The following is a 17,571-nucleotide window of genomic DNA, read 5'->3' as shown; positions in this document are numbered from 1 at the left end:
GATGAACCAAAAAGATATAGCTACGCTACTTAACGATAAAATTCAAACCGTTCGCGGAGTGCAATCTTCGACGATTTTGGTAGGACCGATCAAGCTGCCAGTTAATTTGGAAGGAGAAACGGTTGTTTTTCAGTGGTACTGCTGGTTGCCTGTCCGGGATGAGGAAGATCGTCAGGATTTACTGAATGCCACCGCTGAGACGATTGTGAAGCGATTGTCCACACTGGATTTGGCAGAGGGACAACAGTCAAGCGTTTTGGTGTACGGTGATCTTCAACAGTCGGAAAATGCATTAGTTCGCATGCATAGTATTTGCCATACTGGAGATATTTTTGGTAGCAAGCGTTGTGATTGCGGATTTCAACTCCACCAGTCCATGAAAATGATCGTGGAACATGGAACGGGTGCATTGTTCTATCTGGCTAATCATGAAGGCCGCGGAATCGGTTTGTTTAGTAAAGCAATGGCATATATTCTGCAGGAAGAAGGCATGGATACTGTAGAAGCTAATCATCAATTGGGTTTTGAAGATGATACACGCAACTATGCGGATGCCATTAGTGTGCTCCGTCACCTGAGACAAAAACCTGTAACCCTGATTACAAATAATCCTAAAAAAATGGATGCCTTGAAGAAATCGGGTATGAATGTGGCGGGTCGCATGCCGCTCTGGGGTGATGTGTCGCAATATAATGAACGGTATTTGAATACAAAAGTGGAACGATCCGGCCATTTGCGGGATTCCGATCTCAGGGAGGTTCTATGACCACTCACGAAAAATATATGCGCCTGGCACTGGAAAATGCCAGAAGTGCAAAAGGGCAAACAGAACCGAATCCGCTCGTCGGATCAGTCATTGTTAACAACGGTCGTATCGTTGGGATCGGCGCTCATCTGAAGCCCGGCGAGCCACATGCCGAGATTCATGCGTTGCGTATGGCGGGTGAACACGCTCAGGGAGCGACGATTTACGTAACGCTGGAGCCGTGTTCCCATCACGGCCGGACAGGCCCGTGCGCGGAAGCGATTGTGAAGGCTGGCATTCGTCGAGTGGTGATTGCAGCGCTGGACCCGAACCCACTGGTTTCCGGCAGAGGGGTACAGATTTTGAAAGATGCAGGCATTGAGGTCATTGTTGGAGTATGTGAGCAGGAATCCATCCGCATGAATGAAGTGTTCAATCAATATATCGTGAGCAAGCGTCCTTTTATTACGATCAAATCGGCAGTAACGCTGGACGGTAAAATTGCAACCCGGACCTCGGAAAGCAAATGGATTACATCTGAGGCTGCACGGGAGGACGTGCATCGTCTTCGTAACGAGCATGTGGGAATCCTGGTCGGTGTACAGACGGTGATTCACGATAATCCTCAGCTTACGACTCGTCTACCGGAAGGACGGAATCCGATTCGCATCATTCTGGATAGCAAGCTTCGTATTCCATTGGATGCCCGTGTCATTACAGATGGGGAGGCACCTACCTGGATATTCACAGGACGCGTTTATGATGAAGGCAAGCGTAGCCAGTTGGAACAGCTTGGTGTGAGGGTATATCCGACTCAGGATGAAAACAGCGATCGGGTTAACCTGCCGCAAATGCTGGATATTCTAGGTGCAGCGGAGGTGTCATCGGTGTTCGTGGAAGGCGGAGCCGAGGTGAACGCTTCGTTCGTGCAGCAAGGACTGGCAGACAAGCTGGTGCTGTATATTGCGCCTAAGCTGGTTGGAGGACGCGCAGCCCCGGGATTTCTCGGGGGAGAAGGCGTGTCTGCGATGAGCGATGCGGTGGCATTGCATGATTTGAGCGTGACACAGGTTGGTGTAGACTGGAAGATAGAAGGGTATTTTGAGCGGGAAAAATGAGTGCCTATTGTGGGTGGAGAAGGCGCTTCGCGGAGGGGTTGATCTTCTGATCGCTGTTGCAGTGGGATTCTTCGGATTGTATAAGACATTTAAAGGTAAGAATCCCACTGCAAAGGCGAACGCTTACGCTTCTCCAGATTCAACCCCTTCGCTCTGCCACTGCCCGCCGCAAAGTCACTCTTTTTCCGAAAGGGTGTGGAGCATGGGAAGGGCAAAAGGACTTAAATACTCAAAAGCTCCAAAGCTTATATACTTAAAAGAACAGAGAATCTGAAGGGCTAAAAGGCCTGAAGGATTCTTTTTTTATATACTAAACGTTTATTAGGGTGAATGGTTAATGGGATGAATAACTCATAGGGTGAATGTCTAATGGGGTGAATTTGAGATAACATAATTACGCATGCTTGGGTTTTTCGTCCTGGTTTCTTATGTATTTTTAGAGACTTTCGCCTCGTTTAGTTATAATATAGAAATAAAAGGATTGACCTGGAAATTGAGATCGAGCACAATGAAGTTGAATTCAACTTGGAAGAGAAGGGAAAAGCCTTGCAGTGAAAGGGATTATAGAATTCAAAGGAGGATGTAGGTTGTGAAAAAAATGATATTATGCTTGTTAAGTGCCAGTCTGATATTTTTAGCTGCACCGGTTTCTACTAAAGCCTTTTCGGGTGAGGTCACACAAGGCGCTGGCTCATATTCAACCACACTACCTACCGGAGCAGCAACACCGCAAAACGAGATTTACAAAACAGCGAATATAACCAGCCCAATGCCTACCAATGACTGGTGGAGCAGTCTGGCCTGGGTACCGTACTCCGAGGCTCAATATCCGCATCCCCTTGCCTTGAAAAATCAGCAAAACGGTTTACGCATCTTTAACCCGAGTGGGAAAATTACAGTAAATCCTGGATACATCGCAGGCTGGATGGATGATGTGAACGATTTTACCGTCGGTCATTCTGTAAGCGCTTTATTTCCTGATGCCAAGGTGGACGGTTTCAGCGACTGGTTTGTCAAATCATTATTTCAAAGCGGTAGCAATAAAATGAGTGCTACCTATGGACACGGCTCCCCCTATGTTTTTTTTGAGTTTGGCGGTGGCAATCCCAAGCTTTCATTTAATGGGGTGCCAGAGGTATGGTCTGGGTCAGCTAGTTCTCCTGTGCTTGGCATTACGGTTAATGGCTCACACTATGGTCTGTTTGCTCCTTCAGGCAGCACCTGGTCTGGCCTCGGAACGAGTACTCTGATCAATCAATTGAACGGGAAAAACTATTTTACAGTGGCGGCTTTGCCTGACAAAACAAAAGCGACATTGGACAAGTTTCAGCAATACGCTTATTCTTTCGTTACAAACTCCAAAGCGCAGTACAGCTATAACGAAGCCTCTTCCGAGGTAACGACCACCTTTACCGTTGCAACCACAGCGAAGGAAGGCACACAAAGCGGTACTATTTTTGCCTTATACCCACATCAGTGGAAAAATTCCTCACAGCCCCTGCTAGGCTATACGTACAATTCTATACGGGGTCTGATGAAAACAGCAGAGGGTGCTTCTTTTCAAACGAAAATGAAGTTTACAGGGGTTCTGCCTTCTTTGCCCGACTTGGGGTCCTACGATAAAAATACGCTCAACAATTATATAAACGAAGCGAAAGCAGAAGTCTACTCCGGCGATAGAGACACATACTGGACTGGAAAACGTCTGGGCAAGCTGGCAGCACTGGCGCCGATTGCCGACCAGGCTGGCAATACCGCAGCAGCGACTCAGTTCCGCAATGAGATCAAAAGCCGGCTGCAGGACTGGTTTAAGGCCAGTGACAGCTCGGGTAATCTAAAAAGCTCCAGTCTATTTGTGTATAACAACAATTGGGGGACATTGATCGGTTATCCCGACAGCTTTGGCAGTGCGGTAGAGTTAAATGACCATCATTTCCATTATGGATACTTTATCAAGGCCGCAGCCGAAATTGCACGTGTGGACAAGAGTTGGGCATCCGATTCCCAATGGGGACAAATGGTGCAGTTGCTCATTCGCGATATCGCCAATACCGACAGGTCTGATTCAAAGTTTCCATATTTGCGTAATTTTGATCCCTATGCCGGGCATACCTGGGCTTCCGGCCATGCCAAATTTGGTGACGGCAACAACAATGAATCCTCCTCGGAGGCGATGAATGCTTGGGCCGGTCTTATTTTATGGGGCGAGGCGACGGGAAATACTCAAACTCGCGATCTCGGCATCTATCTATACACAACGGAAATGAACGCCATTAACGAATACTGGTTTGATGTGCATGGCACAAACACCCCTACAGGGATGCAAAGCGCGACGGCAAGCATGATCTGGGGCGGTAAAACGGTAGGGAATGCAACATGGTGGACCAATAATGCCGCAGAGGTGCATGGTATCAACTGGCTGCCAATTACCTCGGCCTCCTTGTATCTGACGCAATATTCGGAGTATGCGGCTAAGAACTATAACGATCTGCTGCGAAAAAGCGGTGGGAACTTCAGTCCATGGGAAGATATTGTGTATATGTACAGAGCGATCTCGAACCCGTCCGATGCCAAGGCGAAATTCAGTGCACGTGTAGCGGCCATGACACCGGAAGCGGGGAATTCCAAGGCGAATGCCTACCACTGGATCTACAATTTGGATGCTTTAGGCAACATCGACCGCAGCATCACCGCTAATTCACCTATTTATGCCGTATTTCATAAAAACGGTGTAAAAACTTATGTGGCCTACAATTTTACAAACCAGATCAAAAAGGTAACCTTCTCAGATGGGCACAGTATTACCGTGCAGCCGAATAGCTTTAATACCGGAAATGGAAGCGGCGGTGGCAATCCGCAACCTGATACGGAGGCTCCGTCCATCCCGGCGAATGTTCGAGCTACGACCAAAACGGCTTCGGTAGTCACTCTGGAGTGGGATGCAGCTACAGACAATGTTGGCGTTACGGGTTATATCGTTTATAAGGACGGGGCTCAGGCAGCAGAGATAAGCGGTACTTCCGCTTCAATTACAGGGCTGAGTGCAGCTTCCACTTACAGCTTTACCGTTAAGGCTCGCGATGCAGCTGGTAACCTATCTGCAGCAAGCAATTCCGTAGAGGTAACGACAGAGCCAGCATCTGGTGGTAATGAGGGTGGCGGAGAAACGGAGGATTATAAAGTAGGAGCTCGCTTTGTCAGCGATCGTGAAGCATTGCTTCAATTTACACCCAAAACAGCCGCAGCCTATGTTGACGTGCATTATACTTTAACGGGTGGACAACAGCTTAATTACCGAATGACAAACAACGGCGGTGTCTGGGAGCAACGGGTTACAGACCTCGATATAGGGAAGGCTGTCAGCTATTGGTTTACCTATGAAAAGGCGGGATTGCAATACGAGACCCCTTCATTCAGCTATACACACCAGCAGACTGCTTCTACAACGACAGATGTTCCAGAATTTCCACTACCGAGCGTTGATCCCGTTTTCGAAAAAACATCCTAGTGGATCAGGCCCAAGATACGAACGCGACAGTTAACTATAGAAAGAAAGACACAAGGGAAGCACATACGCTTCTCCTGTGTCTTTTTTTTATAGGGTCGTAATACTTTCGCCATGTTCGTGAGTTCCAGGTTGCGTGATAATGATAAAGGCTGATACAGGAAGATATTACCGAGGCGTGGATTTCCAAAGGTCCCGCAGTGCCTGCCTGATTAGGTTAGGTATCCTGTAAATCTGATGTATCCACCAACATTAGGGTTCAATTCCCAATCGCCTTCCACGCGACTTCTGGTAGAGTATTCGAATGATCGAATAAAAACAATGAAAGACCCGGATGAGAGCATCCCATGTCTGGTCTCGATGACAGATACCGGGGCGATGGCTATGCGGCCAACGGATACCGGAGAGAGCAAGCACCGACAGGGTTCGAGGCTTCGGGGATACAGATTCACAGTCGATGTTGGGCTGATGAATCCCATCCCTAGAACACGGAAACAGGCGGTATCTTCCTTTTTCCTCAAGCTTGACCCCGCCGTCCACACCGGAGGGATGCTCTGCAAGGGTCCTACCCCTACTACAACGAATAAAAATAAAAAATCCTCATTTTAAAAGTGTGTTGATTTTAAGGCGAATAGCAGCGGAGCGGCCCATTTGAATCTGAAGAAGCGAAGCGTTCGCCTTTGCCACTGAATTTTAACCCTTTAACGGGTTCTTCCATTCTAAAAATTCAGTGGCAACAGCGATCGGAAGATCAAATGGACCGCGGAGCCGCCACACATAGAAAGAAGCATACTTTTAAGTGGAGGATTTTAAATACTAGGAGTGATACGATGTTTAAGAAGATAACGATTAAATCTGATGAGCGCGGGCTGCTGTTCAAAAAAGGAAGCTACCACAAGTTGTTGCACCCAGGAACTTACCTATTGAAGACATTTCAGCAGGAAGCAGTTGAAATTTTGAATGTAGCCGAACCATTTTTTGTACCGGATCATGATATTCGTTTGTTTTTGACAGATCCCCTATTGCTTGAACAATTGAATGTCATCGATGTAGAGGACCATGAATATGTATTGCATTATGAGGATAATCGGTTTGTGGAGCTGCTGACGGCTGGGAAATATGCTTTTTGGAACATGCTTAAGGAGCATCGTTTTGTTCGTGCAGATACTCGGCAGCCTGCAATTGATAAAGCATTGGGGCAAGCATTCTTGTCCAAGACACCGGGCTTCTGGAAGGCACTTCAGGTGGCCAGCTATGAAATGGGCTTTTTGTATTACGATAATGTGTTGCAGGGTGAGCTGAAACCGGGCAAATATTATTTCTGGATGTCCACGGTGAATACAGAGATCAAAACGATAGATATGCGACAGCAGCAGTTGGACCTGGTGGGACAGGAAATCATGACAGAGGACAAAATCACGCTGCGCCTCAACTTTGTCTGTCAGTACCGTATCATCGACCCGTTGCGGGCGTTGGAATTCCGAGCATACGAGGAACAAATGTACATTATGCTTCAACTGCTGCTGCGCGAGTACGTTGGCACGATGAAGCTGGATGATTTGCTGAAAATGAAGCAGGAGATTGCGGAATATGTTTTGACTCGACTAAATGAGCAGAGCGGCGAATATGGAGTGACTTTTACGTCAGCAGGGGTGAAGGATATTATTTTGCCAGGGGATATCAAGGATATTCTGAATACCGTGCTGTTGGCAGAGAAGAAGGCACAGGCCAACCTCATCACACGACGTGAAGAGACGGCATCCACTCGTAGTCTGCTCAATACGGCCAAGCTGATGGACGAGAATGCGACCCTCTATCGTCTTAAAGAACTGGAATTCATGGAAAAAATCTGCGAGAAGATTGGTACGATTTCGCTGACTGGCGGGAATACGTTGTTGGAGCAGTTGAACACGCTGGTTCACATGAAAGAGGGGCAGGGACTCCAATAACTGAAAATACTCCCGAACGATGAGTGCAAGCTGCCTCAAGGTTCGGGAGTATTTTGCGTTTTAGTTCGTCTTGGTGGATGCAAGAAAAGCGTCCATATCGATCACCGGAATGAGGGTACCCTGATGCTCCATCACAGTAGGGAACAACTCGCGCTGCCACTCTTCCTCATTGCTTTGTAGCTGACTGTCCTCGGCAGAAGCCGTGTCCTCCACCTGATCGACAAGCAGAGCAATCTTCGCACGGCTGAGCAAAATCATTTTGTCCTCGGAGGAATCGCTTGATGCAGGAAGAAGCAGCTTTTTGCGTAAATTAAGGATTGTAAAGACACCACCGCGAATAGTCACCATTCCTTCATGCCACGCTTCGGAAAAGGGAAGTGGCGTCCCCTTTTTGGCATTCATGACTTCTTCTACTTCCAGAAAGTTTAAAGCGAACTTTTTGTCCGCCAGACTGCACACAATAAATTCAGACATAGCAATTCTCCTTACATATTCAGATAAGCCATCACAGGTTGTGAATGAGCGGTAAAATGGGTTAACTATTGCGTTTTGACAGATGGAACGATAAAGTTGAGGATGCGGTAAAGTAGTTGTAGTTAATCACAGAATATCACAAACGAGCAGTTAAATCTTCCAAAATAACAACCATACGGCCAAGGCGTGGCTTCAAGTTTCCCTTCATATATAATGTTTGGGACTAAAGCAGTGTCCGATGGAACTACATTTTAAGATAAGCGGGTTGAGGTAGAATGGATCATGAAAAGCAGCGATTAAGTATCGAGGCAGCCAGATTATACTATCTAAACGACTACAGTCAGCAAGATATCGCGGTCAGACTCGGGGTTTCGCGTCCTACGGTATCGCGGTTACTTCAGGCTGCCAAGGAACAGGGATACGTGCGGATCAGTATTGTGGACCCGATGGAGGATATGGACGCGCTCGGAGAGCAGGTGAAGAAGAAATACGGACTGGATACCGTGTTAGTCTGTTATTCGCCGTTAAATGAATATCAGGAGATTAAGAAGCATATTAGCAAAAAAGCAGCCGATTATTTGCATGAAACGGTACAGGATGCTGATATTATTGGAGTGACATGGGGAACAACAATGCATGCCGTGGCGCTTCATCTCCAACAAAAGCAGGTCAAGGGTGTCGAAGTGGTTCAGCTCAAAGGAGGCGTGAGCCATTCACATGTCAACACATATGCCGTGGAAACCGTGAATTTGTTCGCAGAAGCCTTTCATACCATAGCACGGTATTTGCCGCTGCCTGTGATTTTCGACAGTCACGCCGTTAAGAAAATGGTCGAGGAGGATCGGCATATCCAGCGTATTATTGAACTTGGCAAGCAGGCGAACATCGCTGTGTTTACAGTGGGTACGGTCAAGGAGGATGCGTTGCTGTTCCGATTGGGTTATTTTAACGGGGAAGAGCAGAAGCTACTGCAAAGAATTGGCAAGGGCGATATTTGCTCGCGCTTTTTTGACGCTGAGGGCAATATATGCAGTCAGGAAATTAACAGCCGTACCGTTGGGATTGATTTGCCTGATTTGCGAAAGAAGGAGAAGTCCATTCTCGTCGCTGGAGGCCAGCGCAAAGTGGAGGCCATTCGGGCATCGTTGCGTGGCAAGTATGCGAATATCTTGGTGACGGATCAGTTTACGGCACAAGCACTTTTACAATAGAGCAAGTCGTTCTCAATCCAGCAAAATACACGGTTATGGCGTTTCCCTACAGGGTAATATGAAATGTAGGTGACGCCTTGCGCATAAGCTTGAACATAATTTCAAAATGTATTTTACATATGTTCAAAGGCGTGTTATGATGGTCTCATCACAGAGAAATAAAGGACTTTTGTCTTTACACTATTTATCTAATGAAGGAGCTTTTAGATATGAACATTGCAGCATTAATCGACCATACATTGTTGCGTGCAGATGCGACGAAGGATGAATTTACGAAATTGACTGCCGAGGCAAAAAAATATCAGTTTGCTTCTGTATGTGTGAACCCGGCGTGGGTAGCTTATGCAGCAGAACAGCTCGCAGGCACAGGCGTAGCCATCTGTACAGTTATCGGTTTCCCGCTGGGAGCGAGCACGTCCGCAACGAAAGCATTTGAAACGAAAGATGCTATTGCTAACGGAGCGACTGAAATTGATATGGTTATTAACATAGGCGCTTTGAAGGAACGTAATGTACAGCTCGTCGAGCAGGACATCCGTGCGGTCGTGGAGGCAGCTGCCGGTACACTGGTAAAAGTGATTATCGAAACATGCCTGCTGACAGACGAAGAGAAGGTACTGGCATGTGAGCTGTCCGTCAAAGCGGGAGCGAATTTTGTGAAAACCTCGACAGGCTTCTCAACAGGTGGAGCTACTGCGGAAGATGTGGCTTTGATGCGCAAAACGGTAGGACCTGAGATTGGTGTCAAGGCTTCAGGCGGTGTACGCAGTCTGGAAGACGTGCAAAAATTAGTAGAAGCTGGCGCAAGTCGGATCGGTGCAAGTTCCGGTGTGAAAATCATCGAGGGCGAGCAGTCTACATCTTCCTACTAAGTTCATTTTAAAGTCATGGAGGGATTCGCAATGAAGGATCAATTGATTCAGAAAGCGCTTGAGGCGCGTAACCAGGCATATGTTCCGTATTCGAATTTTCAAGTGGGTGCTGCGGTTCTCGGAAGCGATGGCACGATTTATCACGGATGTAATGTGGAAAATGCCTCCTACGGCTTATGCAATTGTGCAGAGCGGACAGCGATTTTCAAAATGGTATCCGAAGGCTGCCGGAAAATTGATTCAATTGCGGTTGTAGCTGATACGGAAGGGCCTGTGTCTCCATGTGGGGCCTGTCGTCAGGTCATTTCCGAATTTGCTCATCAAGATACCAAAATTTATCTGACAAACCTTCATGGCAACACGGAAGAGTGGACGGTGGATCAATTACTGCCGGGTGCCTTTCGACCTGCGGATCTGGGGAAATAAAAAAAAGAATGCCTCTTTGGGGCGCGTTCTTTTTATGGGGAATGTAAGCGCTTAATGTAATGAGGGGGAAATTAAATGAAATATGTAATCGCTCTGGTGGGACTGCTCGTTGTTTTTGCACTTACTTACGTTGCCAGCAGTGACAAACGTAAAATCAGGTATCGTCCGCTGGTGGTTATGGTTGTCTTGCAGGCGGCGCTAGCTTTTGTATTGCTCCACACAGGTATTGGCGAATTTTTGGTCAAAGGCTTTGCAGAAGGTTTTAATAGTCTTTTGGCATATGCAACAGAAGGGATTAACTTTGTATTTGGCGGAATTGCGAATGAAGGAGCAGCACCGTTCTTTATCGGTGTACTGCTGCCAATTGTGTTCATATCCGCGCTGATTGGTATTTTGCAATATGTAAAAGTGTTACCTTTTATTATTAAATATATCGGGCTTGTCTTGAGCAAAGTAAACGGAATGGGTAAACTGGAATCCTACAACGCTGTAGCTTCGGCTATCTTGGGTCAATCCGAGGTGTTTATTTCCGTTAAGAAGCAAATTGGTCTGCTGCCAAAACATCGGTTGTATACGCTGTGTGCGTCTGCGATGTCTACGGTGTCCATGTCGATTGTGGGAGCTTACATGCAAATGTTAAACCCCAAATATGTGGTCACAGCTTTGGTATTGAACCTGTTCGGCGGCTTTATTATCGCTTCCATTATTAATCCGTACAAGATTGAGAAGGAAGACGATTTACTGGAGGTTCAGGAGGAAGAGAAGCAGTCCTTCTTCGAAATGCTCGGGGAGTATATTATGGACGGCTTCAAGGTCGCTATTACGGTAGCTGCGATGCTGATCGGTTTTGTAGCGCTGATTGCCATGGTTAACGGGATTTTCTCCTGGTTGTTTGGAATCAGCTTTCAGGCGCTGCTTGGATATGTGTTTGCGCCTTTCGCTTTTGTCATGGGTATTCCGTGGAACGAAGCTGTTCAGGCGGGCAGCATTATGGCTACCAAACTCGTATCCAACGAATTCGTGGCTATGCTGGATCTGACCAAGCAAACAGGCTTGTCGGAGCGCACGGTCGGGATCGTATCGGTATTCCTTGTATCCTTTGCTAACTTCTCATCCATCGGTATCATTTCCGGGGCGGTGAAGGGGTTGCATGAAAAACAGGGAAATGTGGTGGCCCGCTTTGGTCTGAAGCTGTTGTACGGGGCAACGCTGGTTAGCGTGCTGTCGGCAACGATTGCAGGGTTGTTTTTGTAAAAAAAACAGCGAGTCAGGAAAGGATTTTTATAATGTCTAAATTCAAACGGATTCACTTGGTGGTTATGGACTCGGTTGGTATCGGCGAAGCGCCGGATGCTGCCCAGTTTGATGATTACGATGTAGATACGCTCGGTCATATTGCCCGCGAACGCGGTGGTCTGAAGATGCCGAATATGGGTAAGCTCGGTCTGTCCAATATTCGTTCCATAGAAGGAGTGGCAGCGGCCGACAAGCCGCTCGCGTATTACACTAAGATGCAGGAAGCGTCCAATGGTAAGGATACGATGACGGGTCATTGGGAAATCATGGGTTTGAATATTGCAGTTCCTTTCCGTGTATTTCCTGATGGGTTCCCGGATGAGCTGATTCAACGCATTGAGGAGCACACAGGTCGCAAAGTGATTGGCAATAAGCCTGCTAGCGGAACGGAAATCATTGATGAGCTGGGCGAAGAACACGTGAAAACTGGAGCGCTCATCATCTATACCTCGGCGGACTCTGTGCTGCAAATTGCGGCGCATGAGGAAGTTGTACCTTTGAAGGAGCTCTATGAGATTTGCGAGTTCTGCCGTAAAATCACGCTGGAAGATCCGTACATGCTGGGTCGCATTATTGCACGTCCGTTCGTAGGCGAGGCAGGGAACTTCTCCCGTACCTCCAATCGACATGATTATGCGCTCAAGCCGTTTGGTCGCACCACCATGAACGAGCTGAAGGATGCAGGTCTGGATGTGATCGCCTTGGGTAAAATCTCCGACATTTATGACGGTGAGGGTGTGACGAAGGCGGTGCGTACAGTGTCCAATATGGACGGCATGGATAAGCTGGTGGCTACGCTCGATGAGAATTTCACCGGATTAAGCTTTCTGAATTTGGTGGACTTTGACGCTGTATACGGTCACCGTCGTGATCCGCAGGGATATGGTCAAGCTTTGGACGATTACGATGCGCGTTTGCCAGAGGTTTTTGCCAAAATGACCGATGACGATCTGCTGATCATCACTGCAGATCATGGGAATGACCCGACGTATCGGGGAACAGATCACACCCGCGAATATGTACCTTTGCTGGCATATTCCCCGCGTTTTACAGCTGGGGGCAAGGAGCTTGCGGTTCGTAAAACCTTTGCTGATATTGGAGCGACTGTAGCGGATAACTTTGGTGTAAAACTCCCTGAACACGGAACGAGCTTTTTGGCAGAGCTTCAGTAATCAAAGACTAGCAAGAGTACAAGCAAGATTACTAGTAACGATACAAATAACGATACAAGCATGACAAATGGGACGGAGGAATAAAAAACATGAGTGTACACATTGGAGCCAAACCCGGAGAAATTGCAGAAACGATTTTGCTGCCAGGAGACCCGCTACGGGCAAAATTTATTGCTGAAACGTATCTGGAGGACGTGACCTGTTACAACGAGGTTCGCGGAATGCTCGGATTCACGGGTACGTACCAAGGCAAACGCTTATCTGTGCAGGGAACCGGGATGGGGCTGCCCTCCATCAGTATTTATGTCAACGAGCTAATTAGCGAATACGGTGTGAAAAACCTGTTCCGCGTGGGTACATGCGGCGGAATGAAGGAGCATGTGCACGTTCGTGACGTCATTTTAGCACAAGCATCCTGTACGGATTCTGGCATGAACCGCCATATCTTTGGCGGCTACGATTACTCGCCGATTGCCAGCTTCGATCTATTGAAGGGTGCTTATGATCGCGGTGTTGCCAAAGGCTTGAACATGCATGTCGGCAACGTATTCAGCTCAGACAGCTTCTACCGTGATGACAAATCAGTGGTACAAAAGCTGATGGAATACGGCGTGCTGGGTGTAGAGATGGAAACTTCGGCTTTATACACGCTGGCAGCCAAGTTTGGCGTAAACGCACTGACGATTCTGACGGTAAGCGATCATTTGCTGACGGGGGAAGAAACGACCGCAGAAGAACGGCAAACGACCTTTAAAGAAATGATGGAAGTTGCACTGGATACAGCAGTATCTCTGTAAATGATTATACGCACAGTGAGGAGAAATGACATATGAGAATGGTAGACTTGATTGAGAAAAAACGTGACGGAAAAGAACTGAGTACAGAGGAAATTAATTTTATTATCCAAGGCTACACTCAGGGTGAAATTCCTGATTATCAAGTCAGTGCATTGGCGATGTCCATTTTCTTCAAAGATATGACCGAACGGGAACGTGCTGATTTGACAATGGCAATGGTTCATTCAGGGGATACGATTGATCTGTCCGCGATTGAAGGTGTAAAGGTCGATAAGCATTCCACTGGCGGTGTGGGTGATACGACAACGCTGGTACTGGCTCCGCTCGTAGCGGCCTTGGACATTCCGGTAGCCAAAATGTCAGGCCGTGGTCTCGGACATACCGGTGGAACGATCGACAAGCTGGAGGCTATTGCAGGCTTCCACGTCGAGATCAGCAAGGACGAATTCGTGGATTTGGTGAATCGCAGCAAAATTGCGGTCATCGGACAAAGCGGTAACCTGACACCTGCGGACAAAAAGCTATATGCCTTGCGTGACGTTACGGCGACGGTCAACTCGATTCCGCTGATTGCCAGCTCGATTATGAGTAAGAAAATCGCTGCCGGCTCCGATGCCATCGTGCTCGATGTAAAAACAGGTGCAGGCGCATTTATGAAAACCGTAGATGATGCCAAAGCACTGGCACATGCCATGGTGAGCATCGGTAACAATGTAGGTCGCAAAACGATGGCAGTCATTTCCGATATGAGTCAACCGCTGGGTCTGGCCATCGGTAACTCGCTGGAAGTGAAAGAAGCGATTGATACGCTGCGTGGCGAAGGACCGAAAGATCTGGAAGAGCTGTGTATGGCTTTGGGCAGTCAGATGGTATTTTTAGCAGGGAAAGCAGAATCCCTTGAAAACGCCGAAGAGAAGCTCAGAGAAGTCATTCGCAATGGCAAAGCACTGGAGAAATTTAAAGAGTTTATTGCGAATCAGGGCGGTGACGCTTCTGTGGTGGATCATCCTGAACGTTTGCCACAAGCACAGTATCTTATTGAGGTGCCTGCGAAGCAGGATGGTGTGGTGGCTGAAATCGTGGCTGACGAAATCGGTACCGCAGCGATGCTGCTTGGAGCAGGACGTGCGACCAAAGAATCCGAGATTGATCTGGCTGTCGGCTTGATGCTGAACAAAAAGGTCGGGGATGCTGTTCAAAAAGGCGATTCACTGGTTACCATCCATGCGAACCGTGAAGATGTAGCCCAAGTGCTGGAGAAAATCTACGCGAACATCCGTATTGCGGATCACGCGGAAGCGCCAGTACTAATCTATGGAACAGTGACAGAGTAAGCGGTAAGTCCTATTCAAAAAGCCGTATTGGGTGTCTTTGATTAAGTTTGAAAAATATGACAGCTGGACTCATAATAGATATGAGTTCGGCTTTTTTTATTGTAAGGCCGAGGGCAGCACAGAGGGGGAGAGACATGTTCAGATTATACAGCGATGTCCGGGGAGCAGCCTATGAAAGACTGATTGATTATGCTATGGAACGGGCAGACACGTTTATGCTGGGCATACATAAATGGGTGACAGAGGATGAGAATGGAGTGATCGACCAGGATGTCCTGTTCAAGGAATTGTTACAGCAATTGAATCCTTTTTTGCTGTCCACACACTCTTATGAGGAAATTAGGGGCATCCATTCCATTGCCTATACACAAGGAACATTTTACCGATACCAGTGTGCACCCGAGGCGGGGGGACTATTAAAGCAAGCAGCGCCCAGTCTGTTTTCCTGGGTACATCCCCAATTGCCTGAAGATTTGTGCTTCCAGAATGCGGATGGAGAGGATTGGATCATTAACATAGCTCACGAACGAATAGGTAGACTAAACATAGCTACAGAAGAAGCGGATGAATTGGAGAAGCTTATCCCCGGTGTGTTTATTCACAAACCTGAATATCATCAGAATATAGATGTTTTTCTGAACGATGCTATTCGGCATCAACCGGATCGAGTGGAGCTTATGTGGTTTGGCTTGAGGGAGATACCGGAACGGATTAGAGAATTGTATTCCCTGAAGCATCTGACCATTTTCGAGCAGGATATACGAACACTACCGCACGCTTTGTTCGAATTGGAATCGTTGGAGTCACTGACGATACAAGTAGCGGATTTGGAAGAGCTACCGGCTGACATTGCCAAGCTGACCCGGCTCAAAAGCCTGAGGATCAGCTGTGGATGCTATGATCGCCCGGCACCAGATGTCAAAGTGATTCCCAAGGGGGAGCTGGCATTTCGGCATTTGCCTCCTGAAATCGGAGAGCTGCAACAACTGGAGTATCTGGATATCCAGTATAGCGGAATCCGTACGTTGCCTCCTGAAATACAAAACCTGAAAAATCTACGCTCTTTGGACATTGTGAACGGATTCATCGAATCGGCACCCGATTTTATATATAAAATGACTTGGCTTGATCGCTTCCTTATAGAAGATAAGCCGTTCCATCTGTGCAATCACAGTGACGACTGAAGGATAGATAAGAACAGGAGGAAATCAAATGGTGGAGAAATGGGTTTGGATGGGGGTTGCAGGGGCAATTGTGGGTTATGCCACTTTTGCTAATATGAGCGTTCCTACATCAACTATTACAGAAGTAAATCAGAGTCATTCGACTGTTCCGCTTAGTACGCAGAGTAAGCAAGGAAGTGCAGCGAAACGCATTGTACATGACCAGGAGATGCAATTTGGAGGACAAGGACAAACGAGCTTTAGATTTGAAGAGGGGCACAAGTTGTACATCAGTATCAAGAATACAGGCAAGCAACCCGTACAATACAAGCTCAATAGTGCGAATGGATTAGACTTGCAAGGTACAACGAGCGGATTTTCCAGTCGAACGTTGCAGCCAGGAGAACGCCATGATCTGCTGTTTGTAAAGCCAGAAGGGCAGGATGAAGCAGTAAATGACTCCTTGAAAGAGCTGATTTTGAAAGTAAGTACGGACGATGGATCGCAAGGAATCGTTAAAACCTTCGCATATATTACACTGTAAGCTCCTTCCAGAAGGGGTACGACATGCGGTCATTAGTCTACTTATGTTACAATAGAACGGTTGAAGACTTAAAGAACAGAATAGGTCAGAGCAGAAAGCAGAAAGGATGACCCGTTGTGCCCAAAAACCATGAATTCGGTAATCAAAAGATGTCACGGAGGCTGTCACTCACAGCCATTTTACTTACACTTACTTTTGTAGCACTTACTGGCTGTGGTCAGGATAAGAATGCTGAAACCATCGATACTGGAAGCAGTACAAGCGTGATCGAGAACGGAGCCGGTGGTAATCGTAGCGGTTCAGCCCAAAGTGACAAAGCTGCGAAAGAGAGCGAGAGTGCAGAAAACAGCGATACTGATGCACAAAAGTCAACTCCTTCGGCTCCAGCTGCTTCATCGGATACTTCTTCTTCTCCGGCAGCCTCCAATCCATCGCAAAATCCATTTGAGGTAGCAGGTATTCAAGATCCTAAAGCGTTTTTGAACACGTTCAAAGCGCTGCAGAAGGCAGTTGCCGACAATGACAAGGAGAAAGTGGCCAATTATATTTTGTACCCTCTGCGTGTTAATGATAGTGAAAAGTCGCTAACGATTCCGAATAAGAAAGATTTTATGGCCAAGTATGATCAGATTTTTACGGACGCAATTCGCGAGGCGCTGGTGAATCAAAAGACAGATGATTTGTTTGTTAATTATCAGGGAGTCATGGTGGGTTCGGGTGAACTGTGGTTGAGAAGAGCTACGGACAATCCGAAGCTTTTTGGAGTCTTTTCGATTAATCTTGAAACGGTTGCCAACTAAGTTGTACTCCTTGTGTAAATGACCTCTAAACGGTCGGAAACATATATCATGTTTCTGACTGCCCCCCTTTAAAGAAAGAAAAGTACAGACGATACATACCAAAAAAAGGTTTGACATCACTCCTAAACTCTCGTATTATATCCATATAACTCATTAAACAGGTAG

The 17,571-nt window shown here is 47.1% G+C and carries 17 protein-coding genes; 16 read left to right on the top strand and 1 reads right to left on the bottom strand.

The window, feature by feature from the left end:
* The first annotated feature begins 1 nt into the window (after position 1).
* From C1T21_RS11245 to C1T21_RS11220, 6 genes are all read left to right on the top strand, one after another.
* A complete protein-coding gene (locus C1T21_RS11245; RefSeq protein ID WP_103048312.1) occupies positions 2 to 766 on the top strand; it encodes a GTP cyclohydrolase II in 765 nt (254 codons plus the stop codon).
* Positions 763 to 1,863 carry a bifunctional diaminohydroxyphosphoribosylaminopyrimidine deaminase/5-amino-6-(5-phosphoribosylamino)uracil reductase RibD gene (gene ribD / locus C1T21_RS11240; protein WP_103048311.1) on the top strand — a complete coding sequence of 367 codons (1,101 nt, stop codon included), beginning with the start codon at positions 763 to 765 and terminating at the stop codon, positions 1,861 to 1,863. The genes C1T21_RS11245 and ribD overlap by 4 nt, the downstream gene beginning before the upstream one ends.
* Complete coding sequence (locus C1T21_RS11235) at positions 1,847 to 2,137, top strand: hypothetical protein (protein ID WP_103048310.1); 291 nt, start codon at positions 1,847 to 1,849, stop codon at positions 2,135 to 2,137. Before ribD ends, C1T21_RS11235 begins: the two co-directional genes overlap by 17 nt.
* 315 nt (positions 2,138 to 2,452) lie before the next feature.
* A complete protein-coding gene (locus C1T21_RS11230; RefSeq protein WP_103048309.1) occupies positions 2,453 to 5,371 on the top strand; it encodes a glycosyl hydrolase in 2,919 nt (972 codons plus the stop codon).
* Positions 5,372 to 5,715: 344 nt separating this feature from the next.
* A complete protein-coding gene (locus C1T21_RS27315) occupies positions 5,716 to 5,853 on the top strand; it encodes a hypothetical protein (RefSeq protein ID WP_180984580.1) in 138 nt (45 codons plus the stop codon).
* A 345-nt stretch (positions 5,854 to 6,198) separates the two neighbouring features.
* Positions 6,199 to 7,317, top strand: a complete 1,119-nt coding sequence (locus C1T21_RS11220) for a slipin family protein (protein WP_103048308.1) — start codon at positions 6,199 to 6,201, stop codon at positions 7,315 to 7,317.
* A gap of 60 nt (positions 7,318 to 7,377) precedes the next feature.
* On the opposite strand, the gene C1T21_RS11215 is transcribed toward C1T21_RS11220, so the two are convergent.
* Entirely contained in the window at positions 7,378 to 7,791 is a 414-nt protein-coding gene (locus C1T21_RS11215) for a chemotaxis protein CheW (protein WP_039273916.1), read from the bottom strand.
* Between the two features lie 275 nt (positions 7,792 to 8,066).
* Here C1T21_RS11215 and C1T21_RS11210 point away from each other — a divergent pair, with 275 nt between their 5' ends.
* The 10 genes from C1T21_RS11210 to C1T21_RS11165 all read left to right on the top strand — a co-directional run bounded on the left by C1T21_RS11210 (position 8,067) and on the right by C1T21_RS11165 (position 17,406).
* On the top strand, positions 8,067 to 9,002 hold the full coding sequence (locus tag C1T21_RS11210) for a DNA-binding transcriptional repressor DeoR (RefSeq protein ID WP_023990386.1): 936 nt from the start codon (positions 8,067 to 8,069) through the stop codon (positions 9,000 to 9,002).
* 209 nt (positions 9,003 to 9,211) lie between these two features.
* Positions 9,212 to 9,874 carry a deoxyribose-phosphate aldolase gene (gene deoC, locus C1T21_RS11205; RefSeq protein ID WP_076294330.1) on the top strand — a complete coding sequence of 221 codons (663 nt, stop codon included), beginning with the start codon at positions 9,212 to 9,214 and terminating at the stop codon, positions 9,872 to 9,874.
* 30 nt (positions 9,875 to 9,904) lie between these two features.
* Positions 9,905 to 10,300 carry a cytidine deaminase gene (locus tag C1T21_RS11200; RefSeq protein WP_103048307.1) on the top strand — a complete coding sequence of 132 codons (396 nt, stop codon included), beginning with the start codon at positions 9,905 to 9,907 and terminating at the stop codon, positions 10,298 to 10,300.
* Positions 10,301 to 10,375: 75 nt separating this feature from the next.
* The gene (locus C1T21_RS11195) at positions 10,376 to 11,554 is read left to right on the top strand and encodes a NupC/NupG family nucleoside CNT transporter (RefSeq protein ID WP_013312038.1); all 1,179 of its coding nucleotides are present in this window, start codon (positions 10,376 to 10,378) and stop codon (positions 11,552 to 11,554) included.
* Between the two features lie 32 nt (positions 11,555 to 11,586).
* Entirely contained in the window at positions 11,587 to 12,768 is a 1,182-nt protein-coding gene (gene deoB / locus C1T21_RS11190; RefSeq protein ID WP_039273990.1) for a phosphopentomutase, read from the top strand.
* 89 nt (positions 12,769 to 12,857) lie between these two features.
* A complete protein-coding gene (gene deoD / locus C1T21_RS11185) occupies positions 12,858 to 13,565 on the top strand; it encodes a purine-nucleoside phosphorylase (RefSeq protein WP_013312036.1) in 708 nt (235 codons plus the stop codon).
* Positions 13,566 to 13,597: 32 nt separating this feature from the next.
* A complete protein-coding gene (locus C1T21_RS11180) occupies positions 13,598 to 14,899 on the top strand; it encodes a pyrimidine-nucleoside phosphorylase (RefSeq protein WP_039273927.1) in 1,302 nt (433 codons plus the stop codon).
* A 134-nt stretch (positions 14,900 to 15,033) separates the two neighbouring features.
* A complete protein-coding gene (locus C1T21_RS11175; protein WP_103048306.1) occupies positions 15,034 to 16,083 on the top strand; it encodes a leucine-rich repeat domain-containing protein in 1,050 nt (349 codons plus the stop codon).
* A gap of 28 nt (positions 16,084 to 16,111) precedes the next feature.
* Positions 16,112 to 16,606 (top strand): hypothetical protein, encoded by a 495-nt coding sequence (locus C1T21_RS11170; RefSeq protein ID WP_103048305.1) that lies wholly within the window; start codon positions 16,112 to 16,114, stop codon positions 16,604 to 16,606.
* A gap of 116 nt (positions 16,607 to 16,722) precedes the next feature.
* Positions 16,723 to 17,406 (top strand): hypothetical protein, encoded by a 684-nt coding sequence (locus C1T21_RS11165; RefSeq protein WP_103048304.1) that lies wholly within the window; start codon positions 16,723 to 16,725, stop codon positions 17,404 to 17,406.
* The last annotated feature ends 165 nt before the right edge of the window (positions 17,407 to 17,571 follow it).

This window comes from Paenibacillus sp. F4, assembly GCF_002894905.1.
GTDB classification, from domain to species: Bacteria; Bacillota; Bacilli; order Paenibacillales; family Paenibacillaceae; genus Paenibacillus; species Paenibacillus polymyxa_B.
This window is presented reverse-complemented; position numbering and strand designations above follow the sequence as displayed.